The sequence below is a fragment of the Streptomyces sp. NPDC088915 genome (assembly GCF_044749825.1).
GTDB lineage: Bacteria > Actinomycetota > Actinomycetes > Streptomycetales > Streptomycetaceae > Streptomyces.
This window is the reverse complement of the sequence record NZ_JBIVIR010000001.1, coordinates 186,246-210,356: the sequence shown is the minus strand read 5'-3', so window position 1 is coordinate 210,356 and position 24,111 is coordinate 186,246. Positions and strand designations below refer to the sequence as shown.

Sequence of the window (24,111 nt, the reverse complement as noted above, 5' to 3'; positions counted from 1 at the left end):
GCTCAGAGAGGGGCATGTTTCACGTGAAACCGATCGACCCGCGTCTGCTCCGGTACGCCCGGGCCACCCGCCTCTTCCTGGCCGCGGTGGTCGTCCTCGGCCTCGTCGGTGCGGCGCTGGTCGTCGCCCAGGCGATGCTCGTCGCCGAGATCGTGGTGGGGTCCTTCCAGAAGGACCAGTCGGTTTCCGCCCTGGCCACGCCCCTGCTGCTGCTCGCCGGAGTGGCGGTGGCACGGGGGCTGGTCTCCTGGCTGACCGAGCTCGCCGCCCACCGGGCGAGCGCGGCGGTCAAGTCCGAACTCCGCGGGCGGCTCCTCGGCCGGGCCGCCGCGCTCGGACCGGGGTGGCTCGGCGGGCAGCGGACCGGTTCGCTGATCGCCCTCGCGACGCGGGGCGTGGACGCGCTCGACGACTACTTCGCCCGCTACCTGCCCCAGTTGGGCCTCGCGGTGGTCGTGCCGGTGGCGGTCCTGGCCCGGATCGTCACCGAGGACTGGGTCTCGGCGGCCATCATCGTCGTCACGCTGCCGCTCATCCCGCTCTTCATGATCCTCATCGGCTGGTACACCCAGGCCCGGATGGACCGGCAGTGGAAGCTGCTCTCGCGGCTCTCCGGCCACTTCCTGGACGTGGTGGCCGGCCTTCCCACCCTCAAGATCTTCGGCCGGGCGAAGGCCCAGGCCGAGTCGATCCGCACGATCACCTCCGCGTACCGGCAGGCGACCATGCGCACGCTGCGGATCGCCTTCCTCTCCTCCTTCGCCCTCGAACTCCTCGCCACCCTCTCGGTCGCCCTCGTCGCCGTGACCATCGGCATGCGCCTCGTCCACGGCGACCTCGACCTCTCCACCGGGCTCGTCATCCTGATCCTGGCGCCCGAGGCGTACCTGCCGCTGCGGCAGGTGGGGGCGCAGTACCACGCGGCGGCGGAGGGGCTCGCGGCGGCGGAGGAGATCTTCGACGTCCTGGAGCAGCCGGTACGCAGCGGGGGAACGGGCGCGGTTCCGGACTCCGTCCGCCTCGAACTGGACGCCGTGACGGTACGGCACGCGGGGCGCGCCGAACCGTCGCTCGACGCGGCGACGCTGACGGTCGAGCCGGGCGAGACGGTGGCCCTGGTCGGACCGAGCGGCTCGGGCAAGTCGACGCTGCTGGACGTGGTCCTCGGGTTCACGGACCCGGAGCCGGGCGGCACCGTCCGGGTCGGCGGCGAGGACCTCGCGGGGCTCGACCCGGAGGCGTGGCGGTCGCGGATCGCCTGGGTGCCGCAGCGCCCGTACCTCTTCGCGGGGACGATCGCCGAGAACGTACGGCTCGCCCGCCCGGACGCCTCTGACGAGGCGGTACGGGAGGCCCTGCGGGACGCGGGTGCCGACGGCTTCGTCGCGGAGCTGCCGGCCGGGCTCGACTCCCCGCTCGGCGAGGACGGCGCCGGACTCTCGGCGGGGCAGCGGCAGCGGCTCTCCCTCGCCCGCGCGTTCCTGGCCGACCGGCCCCTGCTGCTGCTCGACGAGCCCACGGCCGCGCTCGACGGCGAGACGGAGGCGGGCGTGGTCGACGCGGTCCGGCGCCTCGCGGCCGGCCGGACGGTCCTGCTCGTGGTCCACCGCCCGGCCCTGCTCGCGGTGGCGGACCGGGTGGTGCGCCTGGGCACGAACCCCGGGACACCGGTGGCGACACCGTCGGCCGGCGGAGCGGTGGGAACCGGCGCGGCCGGAGCCGGGGCGCCCGGCACGGCCGAAGCGGTGGTCTGGTCCGGGACGGCGGTCACGGGCGGTGTGATCGAAACGGCCGAGACGGTTGCCGCCGCGGGCGGAAGCACCTCGGACACCACGGCCCCGCACGGCCTGCTGCGGCGGGTCCGGGACATGGCCGGGGAGCTCAAGGGACGCATGGCGCTCGCGCTGCTGCTCGGGAGCCTCGCCCTCGGGTCCGCCGTCGGGCTCATGGCCGTGTCCGGCTGGCTCATCTCCCGGGCCTCCGAACAGCCCCCCGTCCTCTACCTGATGATGGCGGTCACCGCCACGCGCGCCTTCGGCATCGGCCGGGCCGTCTTCCGGTACGCCGAGCGGCTCGTCTCGCACGACGCCGTCCTGCGGATGCTCGCCGACCTGCGGGTCTCCGTATACCGGCGCCTGGAGCGGATCGCCCCGGCCGGTCTCGGGCGCACCCGGCGCGGCGACCTGCTCGCCCGGCTCGTCCAGGACGTCGACGCGCTCCAGGACTACTGGCTGCGCTGGCTGCTCCCGGCGGGTGCCGCACTCGTCGTGGGCGTCGGGGCCGCAGGGTTCACCGCCTGGCTGCTGCCCGAGGCCGGCGCCGTCCTCGCCGTGGGCCTGCTGATCGCGGGGATCGCCGTACCGGCGGCCGCCGGGGCCCTCGCCCGCCGGGCCGAACGGCGGCTCGCCCCCGCGCGCGGTGCCCTGGCGACCGCCGTGGCCGACCTGCTGCGCGGCTGCGCCGAGCTGACGGTGGCCGGCGCCCTGCGGAGCCGTGTCGAGAGGACCCGGGAGGCCGATCGCGACCTCACCGGCATCGCCTCCCGGCAGGCCGCCGCCACCGCCCTCGGGGCCGGGCTCTCCGCCCTGGTCTGCGGCCTGACGGTCGTGGCCGCCGCCCTCGTCGGCGTCCAGGCCGTACGGGACGGGCGGCTCGACGGGGTGTCCCTCGCCGTGGTCGTCCTGACCCCGCTCGCCGCCTTCGAGGCCGTGACCGGCCTTCCGCTCGCCGTCCAGTACCGGCAGCGCGTCAAGCACAGTGCCGAGCGGGTCTTCGAGGTGCTCGACGCCCCCGTCCCCGTACAGGAGCCGCGGACGCCCGCCGCTCCCCCGGCGGGTCCGTTCCCCCTCGAACTGTCCGGGCTCTCCGCCCGGTACGCCGGGCAGGAGCGTCCGGCGCTCACCGGCTTCGGGCTCACCCTGGAGGCCGGGCGGCGGGTCGCCGTCGTCGGCGCCTCCGGCTCCGGCAAGACCACGCTCGCCCAGGTGCTGCTGCGGTTCCTGGACGTGGAGTACGGCATGTACCGGCTCGGCGGCGTGCCCGCCCGGGAGCTGGACGGGGACGCGGTCCGGCGCCTGGTCGGCCTGTGCGCCCAGGACGCGCACCTCTTCGACAGCTCCGTGCGCGAGAACCTGCGGCTCGCCAAGGTCGGCGCGGACGACGCGGAGCTGTGCGAGGCGCTGCGCCGGGCCCGGCTGCTCGACTGGGTGGACGGACTGCCCGAGGGGCTCGACACCCTGGTGGGCGAGCACGGCGCGCGGCTCTCCGGCGGCCAGCGCCAGCGGCTCGCGCTCGCACGGGCCCTCCTGGCCGACTTCCCGGTCCTGGTCCTCGACGAGCCGGCCGAGCACCTGGACCTCGCCACCGCCGACGCGCTCACCGACGACCTGCTCCGGGCCACCGAGGGCCGCACCACCGTCCTCATCACCCACCGGTTGCACGGCCTGGACGCCGTCGACGAGGTGCTCGTCCTGGACGGGGGCCGGACCGTGCAGCGCGGCCCGTACGCCGAACTCGCGGCGGAGGACGGGCCGCTGCGCCGGATGCTGGAGCAGGAGAGGGCGACCGATCTGCTCGCCACCGCCACTGCGGGCGGTACCGCCACCCTGAGCAGCACCGCCGCGAGGGAGACGGCCGACTTTTCTCGCTAAATAGGACTTACTAGGCTCAGGTCATGACCGCCACCGAGTCCGACGCCCCGGACCCCCTGGAAGCCGCCACCCGGGCCACCCGCAGCCTCCAGGGGCTGTCCACGGAGCTCACCGCCCGCGTGCCGCAGCTCCTGGAGGCCATGCGCTCGGTCGGCACCGGGCTCGAACTCCACTCCACCCTCGACCGCATCTGCGAGACCGCCGCCGAACTCGCTGACGCCCGGTACGCGGCGATCGGCGTCGTCGACGACGACGGCGACGGCCTCTCCGACTTCGTCACCTTCGGCGTCGACGAGGCCACGGTCCGCCGGATCGGACGCCGCCCCGACGGCCACGCGGGACTGCTCGGCGCGCTCATCCGCGACCCGCAGACCATCCGCCTCGCCGACCTCTCGAAGGACCCGCGCGCGACGGGCTTCCCGGCCGGGCACCCGCCGATGCGGTCCTTCCTCGGCGTCCCCATCCGGGTCCAGGGCGAGATCTTCGGCAACCTGTACCTCGCGGAGAAGCGCGGCGGGGACGAGTTCAACGACTACGACGTGCACATGGTCCGGGTGCTCGCCACCGAGGCGGGCATCGCCATCGGCAACGCCCGCCTGTACGAGGCCGCCCGCCAGCGTGAACGGTGGATCGACGGCTCGGTCGCCGTCACCACCGCCCTGCTCTCCGGCGGCGACGCCGACGACGCCCTCACGGTCGTCGCCGAACAGGCCCGCCGGCTCGCCGACGCGGACGCCGGCATCGTGCTGCTCCCCGCCGAGGAGGGCGGCCTGGAGGTCGTCGCCGTCTCCTCGCCCCGGTCCACGAAATGGCTGGGCGTGGTGATCCCGCCCGAGAGCGACGTGGTGGAGCGGCTCTTCGAGGGCGAGGCGGTCTTCGTCGCGGACGCCTCCTCGGACCCGCGCATGACCAGTCCGATGACCTCGGTGTACGGGCCGAGCATGATCCTGCCGCTGCAGAGCGGCGGGCGGGTGCTCGGGGCGCTCGCCATGCCGCGCGTACGGGACGGCCGCCCGTTCACGGAGACGGAGCGGACGCTCGCCACCCAGTTCGCCTCGCAGGCGGCGCTCGCCCTGATGATGGCCGAGGCGCAGCGGGACCGGGAGCGCCTCGCCGTGTACGAGGACCGCGACCGGATCGCCCGCGACCTGCACGATCTCGTCATCCAGCGGCTCTTCGCCACCGGCATGATGCTGGAGAGCGCCCAGCGCAGGTCGATCGTGCCGGCCGTGCGCGAGGGCGTCGGCAAGGCCGTGGACGAGCTGGACGTGACCATCCAGGAGATCCGTACGGCGATCTTCGCGCTCCAGCAGGGGCCCGCCGAGGCCCCGTCGGGGCTGCGCACCCGCGTCCTGCGGGAGATCAACATGGCGGCGGTGCCGCTCGGCTTCAAGCCCGCGCACCGCTTCCTCGGCGCGATCGACTCGACGGTCGGCGAGCTCACCGGCAAGAACCTCGTCGCCGCCCTGCGCGAGGCGCTCTCCAACGCGTTCCGGCACGCCGACGCGAGCCGGATCGAGGTGGTCGTCGACGCCGGTGCCACCCTGCCCGACGGCTCCGCCGGGGTACGCCTGTCGGTCGCCGACGACGGGGTCGGCATCCCGGCGGGTGGGCGGCGCAGCGGCCTGCGCAACCTGGCGCGCCGGGCGGAGTCCCTGGGCGGCGCGAGCTGGTGCGGGCCGGGCATCGGGGAGGACGGCGGGGGGACGACGGTGGTGTGGGAGGCGCCGCTTTAGGGCCTGCCCGTCGTGTCCTGCGTCTGCCCGTTGTGCCTCACGCGGGCCCGTCGCAGCTGGTGCGGGCCCGTGGTGACCAGCACCTGCCCCGTCGCGGCTAGCGCGGGCCCGTGGTTCCGGCGAGGGCCTCGGCGACGAGCCGCTCGATGACGACGGCCACGCCGTCCTCATTGTTACCGGTCGTACGGCCCGAGGCGGCGGTGATCACGTCCGGGTGCGCGTTGCCCATCGCGTACGAGCGGCCCGCCCAGGTGAGCATCTCGATGTCGTTCGGCATGTCGCCGAAGGCGACGACCTCCTCGGCCGTGATGCCGCGTTCGGCGCAGCACAGGGCGAGCGTGGAGGCCTTGGAGACGCCGAGCCCGCTGATCTCGATGAGGGCGGTGGGGCTGGACCGGGTGAAGGCGGCCCGGTCGCCCGCGGTCTCCCTGGCCACCGCGAGGAACACGTCGGGATCGAGCTCCGGGTGCTGGGCGAGCAGCTTGAGCACGGGGGCCGCCGCACCGGCCGCCTCCTCGAAGAGGAGCTTCTCGGCGGTGGCGACGGTGGCGCCGGGGTCGAGGAAGAAGGGCGGGTAGTGCGGCTCGTAGTGGATGCCGGTGGTGAGCTCGACCGCGAAGGAGGTCCCGGGGGCGGCGGCGCGCAGGGCCTCGACGACGTCCAGGGCGACCGGCCGCTCCAGCGGGCGGACCTCCAGGAAGGCGCCCCCGGCGTGCAGGTCGACGACGGCGGCGCCGTTGGCGCAGATCGCCATGCCGTGTCCGTGGACGTGCGCGCTGACGACGTCCATCCAGCGGGCGGGCCGGCCGGTGACGAAGAAGACCTCGATCCCGGCCCGCTCGGCCGCGGCGAGAGCGGCGACCGTGCGCTCGGAGACGGTCTTGTCGTCGCGGAGCAGCGTGCCGTCGAGATCGGTGGCGATCAGCCGGGGCACCGGGGCGGAAGGACGCGGGGACCGCGGGGGTCGCGGAGAACGGGGAGAGGTCACCGCCCCATTCTTCCGCACCTCGCGCACGGGCGTGCGGGGAGCCGCACATATGAGTGGAGCAAAAGGGGAGGGAGGGGCTGATTCGCGCCGATCGCGAAAGCCGACGCACCCGCCCCGCTTCTGGCCGGAGGCGGGTCGCCGTGCCGTGTCCGGCACGTTCGGACATGGCTGTAAACATCCGTTCGTTTTCCCGATGGCGGGGAAGACTTCCCGGGGAGCTGACGGCGTCTCGGAGGGGGCGGGGCATGGTCGCGGGCCGACGGAGCGCGGAGTGCGATTTCTGCTGCGCTCGTTACGGGACGTGGGTCGCGAGCCTGGGGATGGTCCTCTGCCCCGAGTGCGAGCGGACCGGGACGGACCGGCCCGCGCGCGAGCCGGTCCTGGTGGGCGACGTCCTGGCGGGCCTGGCCGGGGCACTGGTCCCGGCCGACGCTGCGATCCTGGCGCCCGCTTCGACCCCGGCCGACGCGCTGGCTCCGGCCGACGCCCCGGTCCCGCCCGCCCGGGAGCGGAGCCACGTCCGACGGGGTTCCTGACCGGGCGGCCGCCGGGCGCGTGGCACTGTGCGTCGGGCGCGTAGCACCGTACGTGGGACGGTCGCGCGTCAGCCGAGCCGGGCGAGCGCCTCCGTGGCGACGGCCTCGAAGACGGCCTGGTCGGCCGCGAAGTCGGAGTCCGGAACCGGCCAGTGGATCACGATCTCGGTGAAGCCGAGGTCGCGGTGGCGCCCGGCGAAGTCGACGAAGGCGTCCACGGACTCCAGCGGACGCGTCCGGTCCGGGGTGAAGCCGGTGAGCAGGATCTTGTCCAGGTCGGCCACCTCCCGGCCGGCCTCGGCGCACGCCTCGCCGAGCCGCTCGATCTGGCCGCGCAGCGCCGCCACCGACTGCTCCGGGGTCCCCGCCTCGTACAGCTTCGGGTCGCCGGTCGTCACCCACGCCTGCCCGTACCGCGCGGCCAGCCGCATCCCGCGCGGGCCGGTCGCCGCCACCCCGAACGGCAGCCGGGGGCGCTGGACGCAGCCGGGGATGTTCCGCGCCTCGTCCGCCGCGTAGAACGTGCCCCGCTCCGTCACCGCGTCCTCGGTGAGCAGCCGGTCGAGCAGCGCCACGAACTCCCCGAACCGGTCCGCCCGCTCCTTCGGCGTCCACGCCTCCTGGCCGAGCGCGGTGGCGTCGAAGCCGTTGCCGCCCGCGCCGATGCCGAGGGTGACCCGCCCGCCGGAGACGTCGTCCAGCGTGATCAGGTCCTTGGCGAGCGTCACCGGGTGCCGGAAGTTCGGCGAGGTGACGAGGGTGCCGAGGCGGAGCCGCTCGGTGACCGCCGCGGCGGCGGTGAGCGTGGGCACCGCGCCGAACCAGGGGCCGTCGCGGAAGGCGCGCCAGGACAGGTGGTCGTAGGTGTACGCGGCGTGGAAGCCCAGCTCCTCGGCGTGCCGCCACTTCCGGCGGCCCTCCTCGTGCCAGCGGTCGATCGGCAGGATCACAGTGCTCAGTCGCATGGGGACGACCCTACGAGAGGCCGGACCTGCGCGGTGCCGACCCTGCGAGAGGCCGGACCTGCGAGAGACCGGGCCTGCGAGAGGCCGGTCCTACGAGAGGCCGGTCCTACGAGAGGCCGAGCAACTGTCGCATCGACTCCGCGGCGCGTACGGCGGCGTCGCCGCAGCAGTTGTTGAACAGGACGTGCACCTCCCGTGCCCGCTCGGCCATCGCGCGGATGCGCGGTGTCCACTCCGAGAGCTCCTCGGGGGTGTAATCGTGGCGGAACCTCTCCTCCTTGGTCCCGGTGCCCCAAGCGGTGTTGCGGCCGTGGAAGCGCACCAGGGCGAGGTCCGGGAAGGTGACCCGGGCGACCGGCGGCACGGACGTGGTCAGGGTCTGCGTCATGTCCACGGCCACGGCGGCCGCGTCCAGCTCCGTCAGCAGGGCGGCCGTCGCGTCGGCGTACTCCTCGTGCCACCAGCCGGGATTGCGGAACTCCACGGCCACCGGCCATCCCGCGGCGCGCTCGCGGCACCGGCGCAGGAACTCCACCGCCGGCCCTCCCGGTACGAGCCGGTGCGGGAACTGGAACAGGAGCGTCCCCAGGCGGCCGGTCTCCCGCAGCGGTTCGAGGGCCGCGCTGTACCGGTTCCACACCTCGTCGAGCAGCCCGGGGTCGACGCCGTCCCGCCCCCGCTGCCGCGCGAAGGCCGGACGGAGGTCGGCGGGCAGGGCTTCCGGGCGGGTCGGGTGGCCGGTGAGCAGCGAGAACGCCTTCACGTCGAAGCGGAACCCCTCGGGGGTGCGCTCGGCCCACAGCAGGCTGTTGCGGGTGCTGGGCAGCCCGTAGTACGTGGAGTCCACCTCCACCACTGGGAACCGCGTGGCGTAGTACCGCAGTCTGCCCTCCGCGTCACGCTGCCCCTTCGGGTACCAGCCGCTGGACACCAGCGCCTTGTCCGTCCACGAGCAGGTTCCGACCCGGATCTCTCCCATCCGGCCAGTGTTCCCCGGGTCCGCCGACGGATTCGCCCGGCACGCGGGGGTTTCGTCGGCGCCCGGCGGCATCGGTGCCCCCGCCCGCCCGCGGGGTCAGGACGGGAAGCGGAGGAACCGGGGCGGGACGGCGTCGGCCAGCCAGACCCCGTTGGCGCTGACGTGGAAGACGTGCCCGGCCCGGTGCATGGCGCCGGCGTCGACGCTCAGGACGACCGGCCGACCCCGGCGGGCGCCGACCCGGGTCGCGGTCTCCCGGTCGGGGGAGAGGTGCACGTGGTGGCGGGCCATGGGCCGCAGCCCCTCCGCCCGGATCGCGGAGAGCCGGTCCGCGACCGTGCCGTGGTAGAGGTACGCGGGCGGTTCCGCATCCGGCAGGTCCAGGTCCACCCGGACGGTGTGGCCCTGGCTGGCGCGGATGCGGGTCCCCTCGATCGCGAAGCGCTTCTTGTCGTTGGTCGCAACGACGTGGTCCAGCTCCTCGCGGGTGATCGGGAAGCCGTGCTCGGCGGTGGCCCGGAGCAGGGCGTCGATCTCGGCCCAGCCCTGTGTGTCGAGGACGAGCCCGATGCGCTCGGGCTGGTGCCGCAGGTGCTTGGAGAGGTACTTGGAGACCTTCACCGTGCGGCGTTCGTCCATGGGCGGTCGTGGGGTCATCGCGCCAGAATGCCGGAGCTGGAAGCGCTCCGACCAATGATTTCCGGGGTTCTTCGCCGGACAGGTTTGATCCACAGCCAAGCCGACTTATCCACAGGGAAGTTGGCCTTTCTGTGGACAACAGGACTCTCGGCGAGGGGCAATTGGTCTATTTTAGCCCCTATGTCTCTCTGTGGTGATCGGTCAAGAGAGCGTCCAACGTCCGCTTGTGGACCTCCCGTTCCGCGGCCGCCGTGACGAAGGCCGCGACCCCCTCCGCCCCGACCAGGCCCTGCACGGCCCGGACCGTCCCGGCGGGCAGCGCCACCGGGCGCGGCTCGTCGTCCTGCGCGGCCGGCGTGTCCGGCGACAGATGGCTCTGGAGGTGCCGGGTGGCGAAAAGGCGCATGGCACGCGCCAGTTCGGCGTCCACCGTCTGCTGGGCGAGCGGCCTGAGCCGCCGCACCAGCTCCGCCGCCTCGGCCGCGTCCGCGTCCGTCGGCGGCCGGTGCTCCAGATACCGGGCGAAGACGTACTCGGTCGTGAACTCCAGGAAACGCGAGGCGATGTGCTCGACCTGCCCCCGCAGCTCCTTCAGGTGCCCGGTGATCGCCGTCAGCGGCACCCCGGCCGCGTACAGCTCGACCGCCACCGCCAGCTCCTGGGGGCTCGGCACGAGGTACTCCTCCGTCTCCCGGTCCGGGATCCGCTCCAGCACACCCAGCTCCACGGCCTCCCGGACGGCCTCCTCGTCCGGTGTGCCGCCGAAGCGGGCGTCCAGCTCGGCGCGCGATATCCGGGCCGCCTCCTCGTCCGTCCACGGCCCGTGGACCTCCGCGACCAGACCGAGCACCCCGCCGAGCCCCCGGCCGGTGTCCCACGCCTCCAGGAGCTCCTTGATCGAGGCCAGGGTGTAGCCCCGGTCGAGGAGGTCGGCGATCCGCCGGAGCCGCGCGAGGTGCGCGTCCCCGTAGACGTTCGCCCTGCCCCGCCGCTCGGGACGGGGCAGCAGGCCGCGGTCCTGGTAGGCGCGGATCGTCCGGACCGTGGCCCCACTGAGATGGGCGAGGTCCTCGATCCGGTACTCCGGCTGTGCTGACTGCTCGGACAAACCCGCTCCCACCGACCGCTTCCACCACCCCGCCGCCGCGGGGCCCGTCCTGCGAGGGATCGTACGACCGCCGCGCCCATCCCCCGCCGCGCCCATCCCCCGTCGCGCCCGCCCTCCGCCGCGCCCCCGCCGGGGCAGGCCGTTCAAGCCGACCGGCCCCGGCACCGGCTCCCTACGCCGGCGGCTGCCACCGCGCGAGGGCCCGCAGCGTGCCCGGGCTCAGCCGGGACAGGAAGCGGGCGCCCCGGGCCTCGGGGGTCACCGGCACGACGGCCCGGTCGTGCAGGACGGCCCCCAGGATCGCGTCCGCGACCTTCTCCGGCGGATAGTTCCGCAGCCCGTACAGCCGGGACGCCTTCTTCTGCCGCCGCTTCTCCTCCGCCGCGTCCGACACCCCCGCGAACCGCGTGGTCGCGGTGATGTTGGTGTTGACGATGCCGGGGCATATCGCGGACACCCCGATGCCCTGCCCGGCCAGCTCGGCGCGCAGGCACTCGCTGAGCATCAGCACCGCCGCCTTCGACGTGCTGTACGCGGGCAGGGCCCGGGAGGGCTGGAAGGCCGCGGCCGACGCGGTGTTCACGATGTGGCCGCCCTGGCCCCGCGCGACCATCCGCGCCCCGAAGTGCCGGCACCCGTGGATCACGCCCCACAGGTTGACGTCCAGGACCCGCCCCCACTCCTCGCTCGACGTCTCGAAGAAGGAGCCGGCGAGCCCGATGCCCGCGTTGTTGACCAGGACGTCGACGACCCCGTACTCGTCCTCCACCTTGGCGGCCAGCTTCTCCATCGCCTGCTCGTCGGAGACGTCGACGGCCTCGCCCCAGGCCTCCGGGGCGCCGATCAGCCGCGCCATCTCCGCCGTGCGGGCCGCCCCGTCGGCGTCCCGGTCCACGGCCACGACCCGTGCGCCGGCCTCCGCGAACGCGAAGGCGGTGGCCCGTCCGATGCCGCTGGCCGCCCCGGTCACCAGGACGAGCCGGCCGCCGAACCGCTCCGCGTACTCCGGCCGCACCCCGTTCTTCGCGGCCGTCGCCGCGACCGGCCCCGTCACTCCGGCCGACGGCTCCTCGTGGGTCCTGACGAACTCGGCGATCCAGGAGGACAGCTGGTCCGGCCGGGTGCGCGGCACCCAGTGCTTGGCGGGCAGGGTGCGCCGGGTCAGCTCCGGCACCCAGGTGCCCAGGTCGTCGTAGAGCCGGTCGGAGAGGAAGGCGTCACCGGTCGGCACGATCAGCTGCACGGGCACGTGCGCGTACGCGTCGGGGCGCGGCCGGGAGAGCCGGGCCCGGACGTTGTCCCGGTAGAGCCAGGCGCCGTGCGCCGCGTCGTCCGGCAGCGAGGACGTCGGGTAGTCGCCGGCCGGGACCTTCTCCACCCGCTCCAGGATCCCCGGCCAGCGCTTGCCGAGCGGCCCGCGCCAGGCCAGCTCCGGCAGTACGGGGGTGTGCAGCATGTACACGTACCAGGACTTGGCGCCCTGGCCGAGGAGCTGGCCGATCCGGCGCGGGGTGGGGCGGGACATCCGCCGCTTGATCCAGTGCCCGAAGTGGTCGAGGGAGGGCCCCGACATCGAGGTGAAGGAGGCGATCCGGCCCTCGGTGCGCGGCACGGTGGCGAACTCCCACCCCTGCACCGAGCCCCAGTCGTGGCCGACGAGGTGGACCGGCCGGTCCGGGCTGACGGCGTCGGCGACCGCGAGGAAGTCGTCCGTCAGCTTCTCCAGGGTGAAGCCGCCGCGCAGCGGGACCGGCGCCGTCGACCGGCCGTGGCCCCGGACGTCGTACAGCACCACGTGGAACTCCTCGGCCAGCCGGACCGCGACCTCCGACCACACCTCCTTGGAGTCCGGGTAGCCGTGCACGAGCAGGACGGTCGGCCGGCCCGTCTCGCCGAGTTCGGCGACGCACAGCTCGATCCCGCCCGTACGGACCCGGCGCTCCCGGGCCCCCTTGAGCTCCGTCATCAGACCGCTCCCTCGTTCCAGCGCCGCACGTGCGGCAGATCGTCGTCCAGCCAGAACGCGCTCTGCTCGGGGTCCCGGGAGTCGGTGACGACCAGGATCTCCTCGAACTTCGCGCCCGTACCCCGGAATCCGAGGTGCGGCTCGACCGCCCACAGCCCGGGTGTGGGCGGGTGGTCGGAGAACTTGTACGGCGACCAGAGCGGCGACCAGCCGTCCCGGTGCCCGTGCAGGGCGTCGCTCGCCAGGCCCTTGAGCGCCCGGGTGCCGAAGCCGAAGAGCGTCGGCGACCAGCGGCGCTCCCGCACCCGGTCGATCTTGTGGGCGATGACGCCGAAGGGGTAGGCCCGGTGCCGGTTCGCGTACCCCTGGCGGACCATGAGCCGGTCCACGTCCTCGTATACCTCGCGCAGCGTACGGCGCTCGCGCACCTCGCGCAGGATCAGCTCGCGGTGGTCCGCGAGGTCGGCGAGCAGTCTGTCGTGCAGGGGGTTGAGGCCCAGGCAGCCGCTGTAGCCGATGTCGGCCGTGTGCCCCTTGTACACCGGGGCCATGTCGAGGATGAACGGCATCCCCGCCTCCAGGCGCCGGTCGGTGGGGAAGAACTGGAGCGGGACCTTGAAGTCCACGAAGGCCGTGCGGTCCCCGAACCAGGCGAACGGCCGGTGGAACCAGTCGCGGACGCCCCGCTCGTACAGCCACTCCCGCTGCATCCGGGCGGCCTCGCGCTCGGTCACGCCCGGCTTGAGCTGCGCCGCGACGGCTTCCGCGCACGCGTAGGAGAGCCGCTGCACTTCCCTGAATCCCCGCAGCTCCGCAGAGAGCTCACCTGCCACTGCCGTTGCCATGCCACCCGCCGTCCCCTGTGAGCGCCCGACTGCGCTACGCGTTCGTAATGTGACATCGATGAATGTGACAATGCTCGGCGGCTGAGTCAAGGGGTCGGGCGGCGGCCTGTGGAAAACTCGACCGCACGTCCGCCGATGGCCACCCGGAGGTGCGTCGGACGGCCGGAAGGTGACGACTTTCGTCGTTCCGTCCCCAGGGGCTTGTACTCCTGTAGTCGGACAGAGATCGAGCCGTTGGTCTGACGACGCGTGTGGCGCACACCACTACCTTCGAAGCGTGACTGTGATCGCGACCGAAAGCCTCAGCAAGCGGTTCCCCCGGGTGACCGCTCTCGACCGGCTCTCCCTGGACATCGGGCCCGGTGTGACCGGACTGGTGGGTGCCAACGGAGCCGGCAAGTCCACGATGATCAAGATCCTGCTCGGACTCTCCCCCGCCACGGAGGGCCGCGCGGAGGTCCTGGGCCTCGACGTCCGCACCTCCGGCGCCCAGATCCGCGAGCGCGTCGGATACATGCCCGAGCACGACTGCCTCCCCCCGGACGTCTCGGCCACCGAGTTCGTCGTCCACATGGCGCGCATGTCCGGGCTGCCCCCGACCGCCGCCCGCGAGCGGACGGCCGACACCCTGCGCCACGTCGGCCTGTACGAGGAGCGCTACCGCCCCATCGGCGGGTACTCGACCGGCATGAAGCAGCGGGTGAAGCTCGCCCAGGCGCTGGTCCACGACCCGAAGCTGGTCCTCCTCGACGAGCCGACCAACGGCCTCGACCCGGTCGGCCGGGACGAGATGCTCGGACTGATCCGCCGGGTCTGGACCGACTTCGGCATCTCCGTCCTCGTCACCTCCCACCTCCTCGGCGAGCTGGAGCGCACCTGCGACCACGTCGTCGTCATCGACGGCGGACGCCTCCTGCGCTCCAGCTCCACCAGCGACTTCACCCGGACCACCACGACCCTCGCGGTCGAGGTCACCGACTCCGACGAGCACCCCGACGGCACGGCGGCCCTCCGCACGGCCCTCACCGCCGCCGGCGTCACCCTCCACCCGGGCGTGGAGGAGGGGCTGCCCGGCGCCGGCCACATCCTGCTCCTGGAGGCCGCCGGGGAGGAGACGTACGACCTCGTGCGCGACACCGTCGCCGGCCTCGGCCTCGGCCTGGTCCGCATGGAGCAGCGCCGCCACCACATCGCCGAGGTCTTCCGCCCGGAGGCCGCCGAGGCGTCCACGCCGCACGAGGAGGTGCCGGCCCGATGAGCACCCAGATCCCCCAGCCCTCCCAGGCCGCTCCCGACACGACCCGGATCCACAACATCGGCTACCGGTCCTACGACGGCCCGCGCCTCGGCCGGGCGTACGCGCGCCGGTCGCTCTTCTCGCAGTCCCTGCGCGGCGCGTACGGACTGGGCCGCAGCGCCAAGTCCAAGGTGCTGCCGATGCTGCTCGCCGGCGTGATGTGCGTCCCGGCGCTGATCATCGTCGCCGTCGCGGTCGCCACCAAGCAGACCAGGCTCTCGATCGAGTACACGCAGTACGCGATCTTCCTCCAGGTCGTCATCGGCATCTACCTGGCCTCCCAGGCGCCCCAGTCCGTCTCCCGCGACCTGCGGTTCAGGACCGTGCCGCTGTACTTCTCCCGCCCGATCGAGCGCGCGGACTACGTCCTCGCCAAGTACGGCGCGATGGCGTCGGCCCTCTTCATCCTCACGGCCGTCCCGCTGCTGATCATGTGGATCGGCTCGATGCTCGCCAAGATGGACTTCGCCGAGCAGACCAAGATGTTCGGCCAGGGGCTCGTCTCCGTGGCGCTGCTTTCGCTGCTCTTCGGCGGGATCGGCCTCGTCATGGCGGCCCTCACCCCGCGCCGCGGCTTCGGCGTCGCCGCCGTCATCGCCGTCCTGACCATCTCGTACGGCGCGGTCTCGACGCTCATGGGCATCGCCTACGCCACGGAGAACCAGGGCGCCATCGAGTGGCTCGGCCTGTTCTCGCCCATCACCCTCATCGACGGCGTGCAGACCGCCTTCCTGGGCGCACCGCCCATGTTCCCCGAGCTCGGAGGCCCGGGCGCCGGGGTCGGCGTGGTCTACCTCCTGGTCGTCCTCGCGCTGATCGCCGGTTCGTACGGCATCCTGATGCGCCGCTACCGAAAGGTCGGGCTGTGACCACGCTCCACATCGACCACGTCTCCCGCTGGTTCGGAAACGTCGTGGCCGTCAACGACGTCACGATGGCGGTGGGCCCCGGCGTCACGGGCCTCCTCGGCCCCAACGGCGCCGGGAAGTCCACCCTGATCAACATGATGGGCGGCTTCCTCGACCCCTCCACCGGCACCGTCACCCTCGACGGGCGGACGATCTGGGGGAACGAGTCGGTCTACCGCGACATCGGCGTCGTGCCCGAGCGGGAGGCGATGTACGACTTCCTCACCGGCCGCGAGTTCGTCCTGGCCAACGCCGAACTCCAGGGTCTCGGCGCCGAGGAGGCCCAGCGCGCCCTCGCCACGGTCGAGATGGAGTACGCGCAGGACCGCAAGGTCTCCACGTACAGCAAGGGCATGCGGCAGCGCGTGAAGATGGCCTCGGCCCTCGTCCACGACCCGTCCGTCCTCCTGCTCGACGAGCCGTTCAACGGCATGGACCCGCGCCAGCGCATGCAGCTGATGGACCTGCTGCGGCGGATGGGCGCGGCCGGCCGCACGGTCCTGTTCTCCTCGCACATCCTGGAGGAGGTCGAGCAGCTCGCCTCCCACATCGAGGTGATCGTGGCCGGACGGCACGCCGCCTCCGGCGACTTCCGCAAGATCCGCCGCCTGATGACGGACCGGCCGCACCGCTACCTCGTCCGTTCCAGCGACGACCGGGCCCTCGCGGCCGCGTTGATCGCCGACCCGTCCACGGCCGGCATCGAGGTCGACCACGCGGACGGCGGACTGCGCATCCAGGCGGTCGACTTCGGGCGGTTCACGGAACTGCTGCCCAGGGTCGCGCGCGAGCGGGGGATCCGTCTGCTGACGGTCTCGCCCTCGGACGAGTCCCTCGAATCGGTCTTCTCGTACCTCGTAGCGGCCTGAAAGGAGCCCGACCGATGTACAACCCCACAGTCGCCCGGCTCACCTACCGGGCCCTCCTCGGCCGCCGCAGGGCCATGATCCTCTTCCTGCTGCCCGCCCTGCTGCTGGTCATCGCGGCGGCGGTCCGCATGTTCAACGGCGCGGACGACCAGGTCGCCGCCGACGTCCTCGGCGGCTTCGCCCTGGCCACGATGGTGCCGCTGATCGGCGTGATCGCCGGCACGGGCGCGATCGGCCCCGAGATCGACGACGGCTCGATCGTCTACCTGCTGTCCAAGCCGGTGAAGCGGCCCGCGATCATCTTCACGAAGCTGATCGTGGCGATCGCGGTGACGATGGTCTTCTCGGCCGTGCCGACGCTGATCGCCGGGTTCATCCTCAACGGCAACGGCCAGCAGGTGGCCGTGGCCTACACGGTGGCGGCGCTCGTGGCCTCCATCGCCTACAGCGCCCTGTTCCTGCTGCTCGGCACGGTCAGCCGGCACGCCGTGGTGATCGGACTCGTCTACGCCCTGGTGTGGGAGACCCTCTTCGGCTCCCTGATCTCGGGCGCCCGCACCCTGAGCGTCCAGCAGTGGGCGCTCGCCCTCGCGGAGAAGGTCACCGGCGACGGCCTGGTCACCTCCGAGGTCGGACTTCCCACGGCGGTGGTCCTCCTGGTGGCGGTCACGGTCGCGGCGACCTGGTTCGCCGGCCAGAAGCTCCGCCGCCTGACCCTGGCCGGCGAGGAGTAGGCCCGGAGAGGGACACGGAAGCGGTACGGCTCCGAGGGTCGTCGCCCCCGGAGCCGGGAGGCCCTCCCGGAGCCGCCCCGCCACGCCGGTCGGTTCCTCGGCTCCCCGCCGGCCGGGCCGTTTCTCAGCCCCCGCCACGCCGGCCGAGCCGTTTCTCAGCCCCCGCCACGCCGGCCGGGGTCTTCAGACCGTGCGGTTCCGGGCCGCGAGGAGCCCCACGGTCAGGGCCGTCGCGCAGACGCCGAGGACGACGCAGATCGGCGCGGTCCAGGAGCCGGTGGCCTCGTGGAGGGCGCCGGCCGCCAGCGGGCCCGCGGCGGCGAGCAGATAGCCGACCGTCTGGGCCATCCCCGAGAGCCCGGCCGCGGTCACCGCGTCCCCGGAGCGCAGCACGATCAGGGTCAGGGCGAGCCCGACCGCACCGCCCTGACCGACACCGAGGAGCGCCGACCAGAGCCAGGCGCCCTCCACCGGCGCCACCATCAGCCCGGCGTAACCGGCCGCGACCAGCGTGGTGACGAGCACGATCAGCGGGCGCTGGCTCCGCATCCGGCCGGCGAGGAGCGGCACCACGAAGGCGCCCGCCACCTGCACCAGGTTGTTGAAGGCGAAGACCACACCGGCGGTGGAGCGGTCCATCCCGTGGTCGACGAAGATCGTCGGCATCCAGGCGATCAGCACGTACGTCCAGAGCGACTGCAGGCCCATGAAGAGGGTGACCTGCCAGGCGAGCGCCGAGCGCCAGACGTTCACCGGGCGGGCGCCACCGGCCGGGACGGCCCGTACGGCATGCCCCGTACGGCCGCGGGCGATCAGCACCTGGGGCAGCCAGGCGAGCGCCGCCACCGCGGCGAGCAGCGACCAGAATCCGAGGGAGGCCTCCCAGCCGCCGCCCAGGGCCTTCTCCAGGGGGACGGCCGCCGCCGCGGCCACCGTGGCGCCCGCGATCATCGCCCCCGTGTAGACCGAGGTCATCGCCGCGGCCCGGTCCGGGAAGTCACGCTTGATCAGGCCCGGCATGAGCACGTTGAGCAGGGCGATCGCCGTCCCGACGAGGATCCCGCCGCCGTACAGCGCGTACACGGACGGCAGGACGCGCGCGAGGACGCCGACCCCGAGCAGGAGGAGCGCCGCGAACAGCACGTGCTCGGCACCGAACCGGCGCCCCAGCCACGGCGCCACCGCCGCGCCCACGCCGAGGAAGAGCACCGGCACCGAGGTGACGAGCGAACTCGCCGTCGCGGAGAGCCCGAAGGCGGCGGATATCTCGCCGACCAGGGGAGCCACGCTCGCCAGGGCCGCGCGCATGTTGAGCGAGGCCAGCACGATCCCCACGAGGAGCAGCGCCGGGTGCGCGAGCAGGGCACGCCGGGCCGCCGCCCCGGCCGCCGAGGACCGGACCCCGACCTCGGCGTCGACGAGCACGGACGCGGGGCCCGGCGTGGAGCCGGACACGGGCGTGGAGGCGGGCTCGGACGTGGAGCCGGGCTCGGACGTGGAGCCGGGCTCGGGCGCGGAGTCGGGGGTGTGCGTGGTGTCGGGTGCGGTCACGGGCGCCGGTGCGCCCGCCTCCGTACCGGACATACGTGCCTCCGTACCGGACGTACGTGCTCCGGCGCTCATCGGGTCCGCTCCGTCAGCGCCGTCACCGTCTCCATCGGCACCCGCAGCAGCTCGCGGGCCTGGCGTTCCGCCGCCTCCGGATCGCCCGCCTCGACGGCGGCCACCAGGGCCTCGTGGGCGTCGATGTCGACCGGCGGCATCTCCCGGTCGCCGAGGGCCTCCACCAGGACCTCGTGGACCTGGGTGGAGAAGAAGCGGTAGACCTCCACGAAGGCCGCGTTGTGGGTCGCGCCGACGACCGCCAGGTGGAAGGCGAGGTCCGCGTCGGCGTCCCGGTCGCCCTCCTCCCGCAGGGTGGTCAGGGCGGCCCGCAGCCGCAGCAGGTCGTGGGTGTCGCGCCGGGCGGCGGCGAGCCGGGCCGCCTCGGCCTCCAGGGCGACCCGGAGTTCGAGCACGTCGGCCGCGCCCGCGTGCCGTACCCCGTGCAGGACGGCCGCCGGATCCGCCGTGGACCGGACGAAGGTGCCGTTGCCCTGGCGGGACTCCAGGAGCCCGGCGTGGACGAGGACCCGGACGGCCTCGCGGACGGTGTTGCGGCCCACTCCGAGCTGCTGCGCGAGCTCGTGCTCGGTGGGGATGCGGTCGCCGACCGACCACTCCCCGCCCGCGAGCTGACCGCGGAGCTGTTCCACCGCGGAGTCCACCAGCGAGGTCCGTCCCGCCGCCCTGAGTGCCATGCCGTCCCGACCTCTCCATTTGCCCGGTTGCCCAGTCATCCTACAACTCACCACCCCGAAGGCGCCGGACTACTGTGGGGCCGTACGCGGACCGCACACCCTCATCACCCTCGGGAGTCAGTCATGTCAGACCGCTTCGACGTCGTCGTGCTCGGAGCCGGCCCCGGCGGTTACGTCGCCGCCATCCGCGCCGCCCAGCTCGGCAAGCGGGTCGCGGTCGTCGAGGAGAAGTACTGGGGCGGCGTCTGTCTGAACGTCGGCTGCATCCCCACCAAGGCGCTGCTGCGCAACGCCGAACTCGCCCACATCTTCCACCACGAGGCCAAGACCTTCGGCATCAAGGTCGACGGCACCGTCTCCTTCGACTACACGGAGGCGTTCCGCCGCAGCCGTACGGTCGCGGACGGCCGCGTCAAGGGCGTCCACTACCTGATGAAGAAGAACGGGATCACCGAGTTCGACGGCCGGGGCACCTTCCTCGACGCGAACACCCTCCAGGTGGCCACGTCCGACGGCAGCACGCAGACGATCGCCTTCGACAACTGCATCATCGCCACCGGCGCCACCCCGCGCCTGCTGCCGGGCACGTCCCGCACCGACCGCGTGGTGACGTACGAGGAGCAGATCCTCGCCGAGGACGCCCCGCAGTCGATCGTCATCGCCGGCGCCGGCGCGATCGGCATCGAGTTCGCGTACGTCCTGAACAACTACGGCACCAAGGTCACGATCGTCGAGTTCCTCGACCGCATCGCCCCGCTGGAGGACGAGGACGTCTCCAAGGAGCTGGCGAAGCAGTACCGCAAGCTCGGCATCGACGTCCTGACCTCGACCCGCGTCGAGACCATCGACGAGTCCGGCCCGCAGGTCCGCGTCACCGTCACCGGCAAGGACGGCGCCCAGAAGGTCCTGGAGGCCGACAAGGTCCTCCAGGCGATCGGCTTCGCCCCGAACGTCACCGGCTACGGCCTGGAGAACACCGGCGTCGCCCTGACCGAGCGCGGCGCGATCGACGTCGACGGCCGCTGCCGCACCTCCGTGCCGCACATCTACGCCATCGGCGACGTCACCGCGAAGCTGATGCTCGCGCACACCGCCGAGGCCATGGGCGTCATCGCCTCCGAGACCATCGCGGACGCCGAGACGATGGAGCTCGACTACCCGATGATCCCGCGCGCCACCTACTGCCAGCCGCAGATCGCCAGCTTCGGCTGGACCGAGAAGCAGGCGCGCGAGAAGGGCTTCGACGTCAAGGTCGCGAAGTTCCCCTTCACCGCGAACGGCAAGGCGCACGGCCTCGGTGACGCCACCGGCTTCGTCAAGATCGTCGCGGACGCCAAGTACGGCGAGATCATCGGCGCCCACCTGATCGGTCCCGACGTCACCGAGCTGCTGCCCGAGCTGACCCTGGCCCAGCAGTGGGACCTCACGGTCCACGAGGTCGCCCGGAACGTCCACGCGCACCCGACCCTGGGCGAGGCCGTGAAGGAGGCGATCCACGGGATCGCCGGACACATGATCAATTTCTGAGGTTCCTCCCGCGACCTGACAGGTCCGGGTGATAGGCACTGAAAGGTGCCGAGCAGAACCTCTCCGGGTGGCGAACCGTCCCGGCCGATCAGGTCGTGGGTGCGTTCGTCACCCGGTACGCACGTGTGGCTGGCGGTCATCGCGCTCACCAGCCTCGTCCTCGCGCTCGCGCCCACCGGCGTGCAGGACTACTTCCTCCACCGCAACAGCAGCAACCTGCACCAGCTCGCGCACCATCCGGTCCGGGCCCTGCTCGGCAGCGCGTTCTGGATCGAGGACCCGGCCGGCATCGTGCTGTACGCGGTGCTCTTCGAGCTCCTGCACGCGCCCGTGGAGCGCTGGCTCGGCACCGCGAAGTGGCTCTTCACCGTCGCCGCCGCGCACGTCACGGCGACGCTCGTCAGCCAGCAGGTGGTCCTGGCGGCCATCCGCCTCCACGACGTGCCGCGCAGCATGGCGCACGTCGTCGACATCGGGGTCAGCTACGGGCTCGCCGCCTCGGCGGGCATCCTCACCCACCGGCTTCCCCGCCCCTGGCGCCGGCTCTACCTGGCGGGCGTGCTCGCGTTCTTCGTCGTCCCGCTCGTCACCGACCGCACGTACACCGATCTCGGGCACACGATCGCCCTGGCCGTCGGCCTCGCCTGCTACCCGCTGACGCGCGAAAAACCGGTCGCACACGAAGGGCGACCCGGCGCACACTAGGCGTACGGGGGACACGGGGGATCTCCCGAGGGGGAGGGGCGGCCGCTTCGAGCGCGCGGACCACGGTCCGCGCGGGCCGCCCCTCCTTTTCCGAGAACCTCGTTCCGAGAGCTTCGTTCCGAGAGCCTTGTTTCGAGAACCTCGTTCCGAGAGCCCCGGGCTCTTTCTCCGAAGGCCTCGGGCCGGTTCAGCCGGCCAGCAGGCGCTCCAGGACGACCGCGATGCCGTCCTCCTCGTTCGAGGTGGTCACCTCGTCGGCCACCGCCCGCAGCTCCGTGTGCGCGTTGCCCATGGCCACGCCGTGGGCCGCCCAGCCGAACATCGGGATGTCGTTGGGCATGTCGCCGAAGGCGATCGTCTCCGCCGCCTTCACGCCCAGCCGGCGCGCGGCGAGCGAGAGCCCCGTCGCCTTGCTGAGGCCGAGCGGGAGGATCTCCACGATGCCGGGGCCCGCCATGACGATGTCCACGAGCCCGCCGACCGTGGCGCGGGCGGCCCGGGTCAGCTCGTCGTCGGTCAGCGTCGGGTGCTGGATGTAGAGCTTGGTCAGCGGCGCCGACCACAGCTCCGCCGGGTCCTCGTACGGCACGTACGGCAGCGGTCCCTCGTGGACCCGGTAGCCGGGGCCCATCAGGACCTCGCCCTCCAGGCCGTCGCGGCTCGCGGCGAGGGCCAGCGGGCCCACCTCGGCCTCGATCTTGGACAGGGCGAGACCGGCGAGCTGCCGGTCCAGGGTCAGCGAGGTCAGCAGCCGGTGCTCACCGGCGTGGTAGACCTGCGCGCCCTGCCCGCACACCGCGATCCCCTCGTAGCCGAGGTCGTCGAGGATGTGCCGGGTCCAGGGCACCGCCCGGCCGGTGACCACGATGTGGGCGGCGCCCGCCGCCGTCGCGGCGGCGAGCGCGTTCCGCGTACGGTCCGAGACGGACTCGTCGGACCGCAGCAGCGTCCCGTCGAGGTCCGTCGCGACCAGGCGGTAGGGGAAGGGGCTCACTTGGCGATCGGCTCCAGGACCTCACGGCCGCCGAGGTACGGCCGGAGCACCTCGGGCACCCGCACCGAACCGTCGGCCAGCTGGTGGTTCTCCAGGATCGCCACGATCGTGCGCGGTACGGCGCACAGCGTGCCGTTCAGGGTGGCCAGCGGCTGCACCGTCTTCTTGCCGCCCTGCTCGTCGCGCATGCGGACGGAGAGGCGGCGGGCCTGGAAGCTGTCGCAGTTCGACGCCGAGGTCAGCTCGCGGTACTTGCCCTGGGTCGGGATCCACGCCTCGCAGTCGAACTTGCGGGAGGCGGAGGCGCCGAGGTCACCGGTGGCGACGTCGATGACCTGGAACGGCAGTTCCAGACCGGTCAGCCACTGCTTCTCCCACTCCAGGAGGCGCTTGTGCTCGTTCTCCGCCTCCTCGGGCGCGACGTACGAGAACATCTCGACCTTGTCGAACTGGTGGACGCGGAAGATGCCGCGGGTGTCCTTGCCGTACGTGCCGGCCTCGCGGCGGAAGCAGGGCGAGAAGCCCGCGTACCGCAGCGGCAGCTTGTCGGCGTCGATGATCTCGTCCATGTGGTACGCGGCGAGGGGGACCTCGGAGGTGCCGACGAGGTAGTAGTCGTCCTTCTCCAGGTGGTACACGTTCTCCGCGGCCTGGCCGAGGAAGCCGGTGCCCTCCATGGCGCGCGGGCGGACGAGCGCGGGGGTCAGCATGGGGATGAAGCCGGCCTCGGTGGCCTGGGCGATCGCCGCGTTGACCAGGGCCAGTTCCAGGAGGGCGCCGACGCCGGTCAGGTAGTAGAAGCGCGAGCCGGAGACCTTGGCGCCCCGCTCCACGTCGATGGCGCCGAGCGCCTCGCCCAGCTCCAGGTGGTCCTTGGGCTCGAAGCCCTCGGCCGCGAAGTCGCGGACGGTGCCGTGCGTCTCCAGGACGACGAAGTCCTCCTCGCCGCCGACCGGGACGTCCGTGTGGACGATGTTCCCGAGCTGGAGCAGCAGACGCTTGGCCGTCTCGTCGGCCTCGTTCTGCTCGGCCTCGGCGGCCTTGACGTCGGTCTTGAGCTGCTCGGCCTTCTGCAGGAGCTCGGCGCGCTCCTCCGGGGTGGCCCTGGGGATCAGCTTGCCGAGCGCCTTCTGCTCGGATCGGAGCTCGTCGAAGCGGACGCCGGACGACCTGCGCCGCTCGTCGGCGGAGAGCAGGGCGTCGACGAGGGAGACGTCCTCTCCACGGGCACGCTGGGAGGCGCGAACACGGTCGGGGTCCTCACGGAGCAGGCGAAGGTCAATCACCCCACCAGGCTACCGGTGCGTGTCGGCACGACCCCACCGGATAAGGGGGCGTGTGTCATTTCACCCGAATTGCCACTTC

20 protein-coding genes are annotated in these 24,111 nt (G+C 72.9%); 9 read left to right on the top strand and 11 right to left on the bottom strand.

What is annotated here, in order from left to right:
- The first annotated feature begins 14 nt into the window (after positions 1–14).
- Both cydD and ACIP5O_RS01000 read left to right on the top strand, forming a co-directional pair.
- The gene (gene cydD / locus ACIP5O_RS01005) at positions 15–3,650 is read left to right on the top strand and encodes a thiol reductant ABC exporter subunit CydD (protein ID WP_401286969.1); all 3,636 of its coding nucleotides are present in this window, start codon (positions 15–17) and stop codon (positions 3,648–3,650) included.
- 23 nt (positions 3,651–3,673) lie between these two features.
- Entirely contained in the window at positions 3,674–5,386 is a 1,713-nt protein-coding gene (locus ACIP5O_RS01000; protein WP_401286966.1) for a GAF domain-containing protein, read from the top strand.
- Positions 5,387–5,483: 97 nt separating this feature from the next.
- Here ACIP5O_RS01000 and ACIP5O_RS00995 read toward each other — a convergent pair whose 3' ends face one another.
- Positions 5,484–6,374: a Cof-type HAD-IIB family hydrolase gene (locus ACIP5O_RS00995; protein WP_401286963.1), complete on the bottom strand. Its 891-nt coding sequence runs from the start codon at positions 6,372–6,374 to the stop codon at positions 5,484–5,486.
- 245 nt (positions 6,375–6,619) lie between these two features.
- Between ACIP5O_RS00995 and ACIP5O_RS00990 the strand changes: the two genes are divergently transcribed.
- A complete protein-coding gene (locus ACIP5O_RS00990) occupies positions 6,620–6,910 on the top strand; it encodes a hypothetical protein (RefSeq protein WP_401286960.1) in 291 nt (96 codons plus the stop codon).
- A gap of 68 nt (positions 6,911–6,978) precedes the next feature.
- Here ACIP5O_RS00990 and ACIP5O_RS00985 read toward each other — a convergent pair whose 3' ends face one another.
- From ACIP5O_RS00985 to ACIP5O_RS00960, 6 genes are all read right to left on the bottom strand, one after another.
- Positions 6,979–7,875, bottom strand: coding sequence for an LLM class flavin-dependent oxidoreductase (locus ACIP5O_RS00985; protein WP_401286957.1), 897 nt, complete (start codon positions 7,873–7,875; stop codon positions 6,979–6,981).
- A gap of 106 nt (positions 7,876–7,981) precedes the next feature.
- The gene (locus ACIP5O_RS00980) at positions 7,982–8,854 is read right to left on the bottom strand and encodes a DUF72 domain-containing protein (protein WP_401286955.1); all 873 of its coding nucleotides are present in this window, start codon (positions 8,852–8,854) and stop codon (positions 7,982–7,984) included.
- Between the two features lie 96 nt (positions 8,855–8,950).
- Positions 8,951–9,493 (bottom strand): RNA 2'-phosphotransferase, encoded by a 543-nt coding sequence (locus ACIP5O_RS00975; RefSeq protein WP_401288090.1) that lies wholly within the window; start codon positions 9,491–9,493, stop codon positions 8,951–8,953.
- A gap of 178 nt (positions 9,494–9,671) precedes the next feature.
- Complete coding sequence (locus tag ACIP5O_RS00970) at positions 9,672–10,697, bottom strand: MerR family transcriptional regulator (RefSeq protein ID WP_401286952.1); 1,026 nt, start codon at positions 10,695–10,697, stop codon at positions 9,672–9,674.
- 76 nt (positions 10,698–10,773) lie between these two features.
- Positions 10,774–12,567, bottom strand: coding sequence for an SDR family oxidoreductase (locus ACIP5O_RS00965; protein ID WP_401286949.1), 1,794 nt, complete (start codon positions 12,565–12,567; stop codon positions 10,774–10,776).
- Positions 12,567–13,412 (bottom strand): M24 family metallopeptidase, encoded by an 846-nt coding sequence (locus ACIP5O_RS00960; protein ID WP_401286947.1) that lies wholly within the window; start codon positions 13,410–13,412, stop codon positions 12,567–12,569. The genes ACIP5O_RS00965 and ACIP5O_RS00960 overlap by 1 nt, the downstream gene beginning before the upstream one ends.
- A 283-nt stretch (positions 13,413–13,695) precedes the next feature.
- Between ACIP5O_RS00960 and ACIP5O_RS00955 the strand changes: the two genes are divergently transcribed.
- Genes ACIP5O_RS00955 through ACIP5O_RS00940 form a run of 4 tightly spaced genes read left to right on the top strand, consistent with a single transcriptional unit; the run spans position 13,696 to position 17,220 of the window.
- Positions 13,696–14,670 (top strand): ABC transporter ATP-binding protein, encoded by a 975-nt coding sequence (locus ACIP5O_RS00955; protein WP_125660723.1) that lies wholly within the window; start codon positions 13,696–13,698, stop codon positions 14,668–14,670.
- The gene (locus ACIP5O_RS00950; RefSeq protein ID WP_401286944.1) at positions 14,667–15,578 is read left to right on the top strand and encodes an ABC transporter permease; all 912 of its coding nucleotides are present in this window, start codon (positions 14,667–14,669) and stop codon (positions 15,576–15,578) included. Before ACIP5O_RS00955 ends, ACIP5O_RS00950 begins: the two co-directional genes overlap by 4 nt.
- The gene (locus tag ACIP5O_RS00945) at positions 15,575–16,486 is read left to right on the top strand and encodes an ABC transporter ATP-binding protein (RefSeq protein ID WP_401286941.1); all 912 of its coding nucleotides are present in this window, start codon (positions 15,575–15,577) and stop codon (positions 16,484–16,486) included. The genes ACIP5O_RS00950 and ACIP5O_RS00945 overlap by 4 nt, the downstream gene beginning before the upstream one ends.
- 14 nt (positions 16,487–16,500) lie before the next feature.
- Complete coding sequence (locus ACIP5O_RS00940; RefSeq protein WP_401286938.1) at positions 16,501–17,220, top strand: ABC transporter permease; 720 nt, start codon at positions 16,501–16,503, stop codon at positions 17,218–17,220.
- A 183-nt stretch (positions 17,221–17,403) separates the two neighbouring features.
- On the opposite strand, the gene ACIP5O_RS00935 is transcribed toward ACIP5O_RS00940, so the two are convergent.
- The gene (locus tag ACIP5O_RS00935; protein ID WP_401286936.1) at positions 17,404–18,804 is read right to left on the bottom strand and encodes an MFS transporter; all 1,401 of its coding nucleotides are present in this window, start codon (positions 18,802–18,804) and stop codon (positions 17,404–17,406) included.
- Between the two features lie 35 nt (positions 18,805–18,839).
- Entirely contained in the window at positions 18,840–19,520 is a 681-nt protein-coding gene (locus tag ACIP5O_RS00930) for a FadR/GntR family transcriptional regulator (RefSeq protein WP_401286933.1), read from the bottom strand.
- Positions 19,521–19,643: 123 nt separating this feature from the next.
- Here ACIP5O_RS00930 and lpdA point away from each other — a divergent pair, with 123 nt between their 5' ends.
- Positions 19,644–21,047, top strand: a complete 1,404-nt coding sequence (gene lpdA, locus ACIP5O_RS00925) for a dihydrolipoyl dehydrogenase (protein ID WP_401286930.1) — start codon at positions 19,644–19,646, stop codon at positions 21,045–21,047.
- A 99-nt stretch (positions 21,048–21,146) separates the two neighbouring features.
- Positions 21,147–21,752 carry a rhomboid-like protein gene (locus ACIP5O_RS00920; protein WP_401286927.1) on the top strand — a complete coding sequence of 202 codons (606 nt, stop codon included), beginning with the start codon at positions 21,147–21,149 and terminating at the stop codon, positions 21,750–21,752.
- A 187-nt stretch (positions 21,753–21,939) separates the two neighbouring features.
- Here ACIP5O_RS00920 and ACIP5O_RS00915 read toward each other — a convergent pair whose 3' ends face one another.
- Both ACIP5O_RS00915 and serS read right to left on the bottom strand, forming a co-directional pair.
- Complete coding sequence (locus tag ACIP5O_RS00915) at positions 21,940–22,746, bottom strand: HAD family hydrolase (RefSeq protein WP_356539750.1); 807 nt, start codon at positions 22,744–22,746, stop codon at positions 21,940–21,942.
- Positions 22,743–24,032: a serine--tRNA ligase gene (serS, locus tag ACIP5O_RS00910; protein ID WP_401286923.1), complete on the bottom strand. Its 1,290-nt coding sequence runs from the start codon at positions 24,030–24,032 to the stop codon at positions 22,743–22,745. The genes ACIP5O_RS00915 and serS overlap by 4 nt, the downstream gene beginning before the upstream one ends.
- Positions 24,033–24,111: the final 79 nt, after the last annotated feature.

Bases quoted from the DNA above. Each gene is read 5' to 3' on its own strand.
- cydD (WP_401286969.1), top strand. From the start codon at position 15: ATGTTTCACGTGAAACCGATCGACCCGCGTCTGCTCCGGTACGCCCGG.
- ACIP5O_RS01000 (WP_401286966.1), top strand. From the start codon at position 3,674: ATGACCGCCACCGAGTCCGACGCCCCGGACCCCCTGGAAGCCGCCACC.
- ACIP5O_RS00990 (WP_401286960.1), top strand. From the start codon at position 6,620: ATGGTCGCGGGCCGACGGAGCGCGGAGTGCGATTTCTGCTGCGCTCGT.
- ACIP5O_RS00985 (WP_401286957.1), bottom strand. From the start codon at position 7,875: ATGCGACTGAGCACTGTGATCCTGCCGATCGACCGCTGGCACGAGGAG.
- ACIP5O_RS00980 (WP_401286955.1), bottom strand. From the start codon at position 8,854: ATGGGAGAGATCCGGGTCGGAACCTGCTCGTGGACGGACAAGGCGCTG.
- ACIP5O_RS00975 (WP_401288090.1), bottom strand. From the start codon at position 9,493: ATGGACGAACGCCGCACGGTGAAGGTCTCCAAGTACCTCTCCAAGCAC.
- ACIP5O_RS00970 (WP_401286952.1), bottom strand. From the start codon at position 10,697: ATGGGCGCGGCGGGGGATGGGCGCGGCGGTCGTACGATCCCTCGCAGG.
- ACIP5O_RS00965 (WP_401286949.1), bottom strand. From the start codon at position 12,567: ATGACGGAGCTCAAGGGGGCCCGGGAGCGCCGGGTCCGTACGGGCGGG.
- ACIP5O_RS00960 (WP_401286947.1), bottom strand. From the start codon at position 13,412: ATGGCAACGGCAGTGGCAGGTGAGCTCTCTGCGGAGCTGCGGGGATTC.
- ACIP5O_RS00950 (WP_401286944.1), top strand. From the start codon at position 14,667: ATGAGCACCCAGATCCCCCAGCCCTCCCAGGCCGCTCCCGACACGACC.
- ACIP5O_RS00940 (WP_401286938.1), top strand. From the start codon at position 16,501: ATGTACAACCCCACAGTCGCCCGGCTCACCTACCGGGCCCTCCTCGGC.
- ACIP5O_RS00935 (WP_401286936.1), bottom strand. From the start codon at position 18,804: ATGTCCGGTACGGAGGCGGGCGCACCGGCGCCCGTGACCGCACCCGAC.
- ACIP5O_RS00930 (WP_401286933.1), bottom strand. From the start codon at position 19,520: ATGGCACTCAGGGCGGCGGGACGGACCTCGCTGGTGGACTCCGCGGTG.
- lpdA (WP_401286930.1), top strand. From the start codon at position 19,644: ATGTCAGACCGCTTCGACGTCGTCGTGCTCGGAGCCGGCCCCGGCGGT.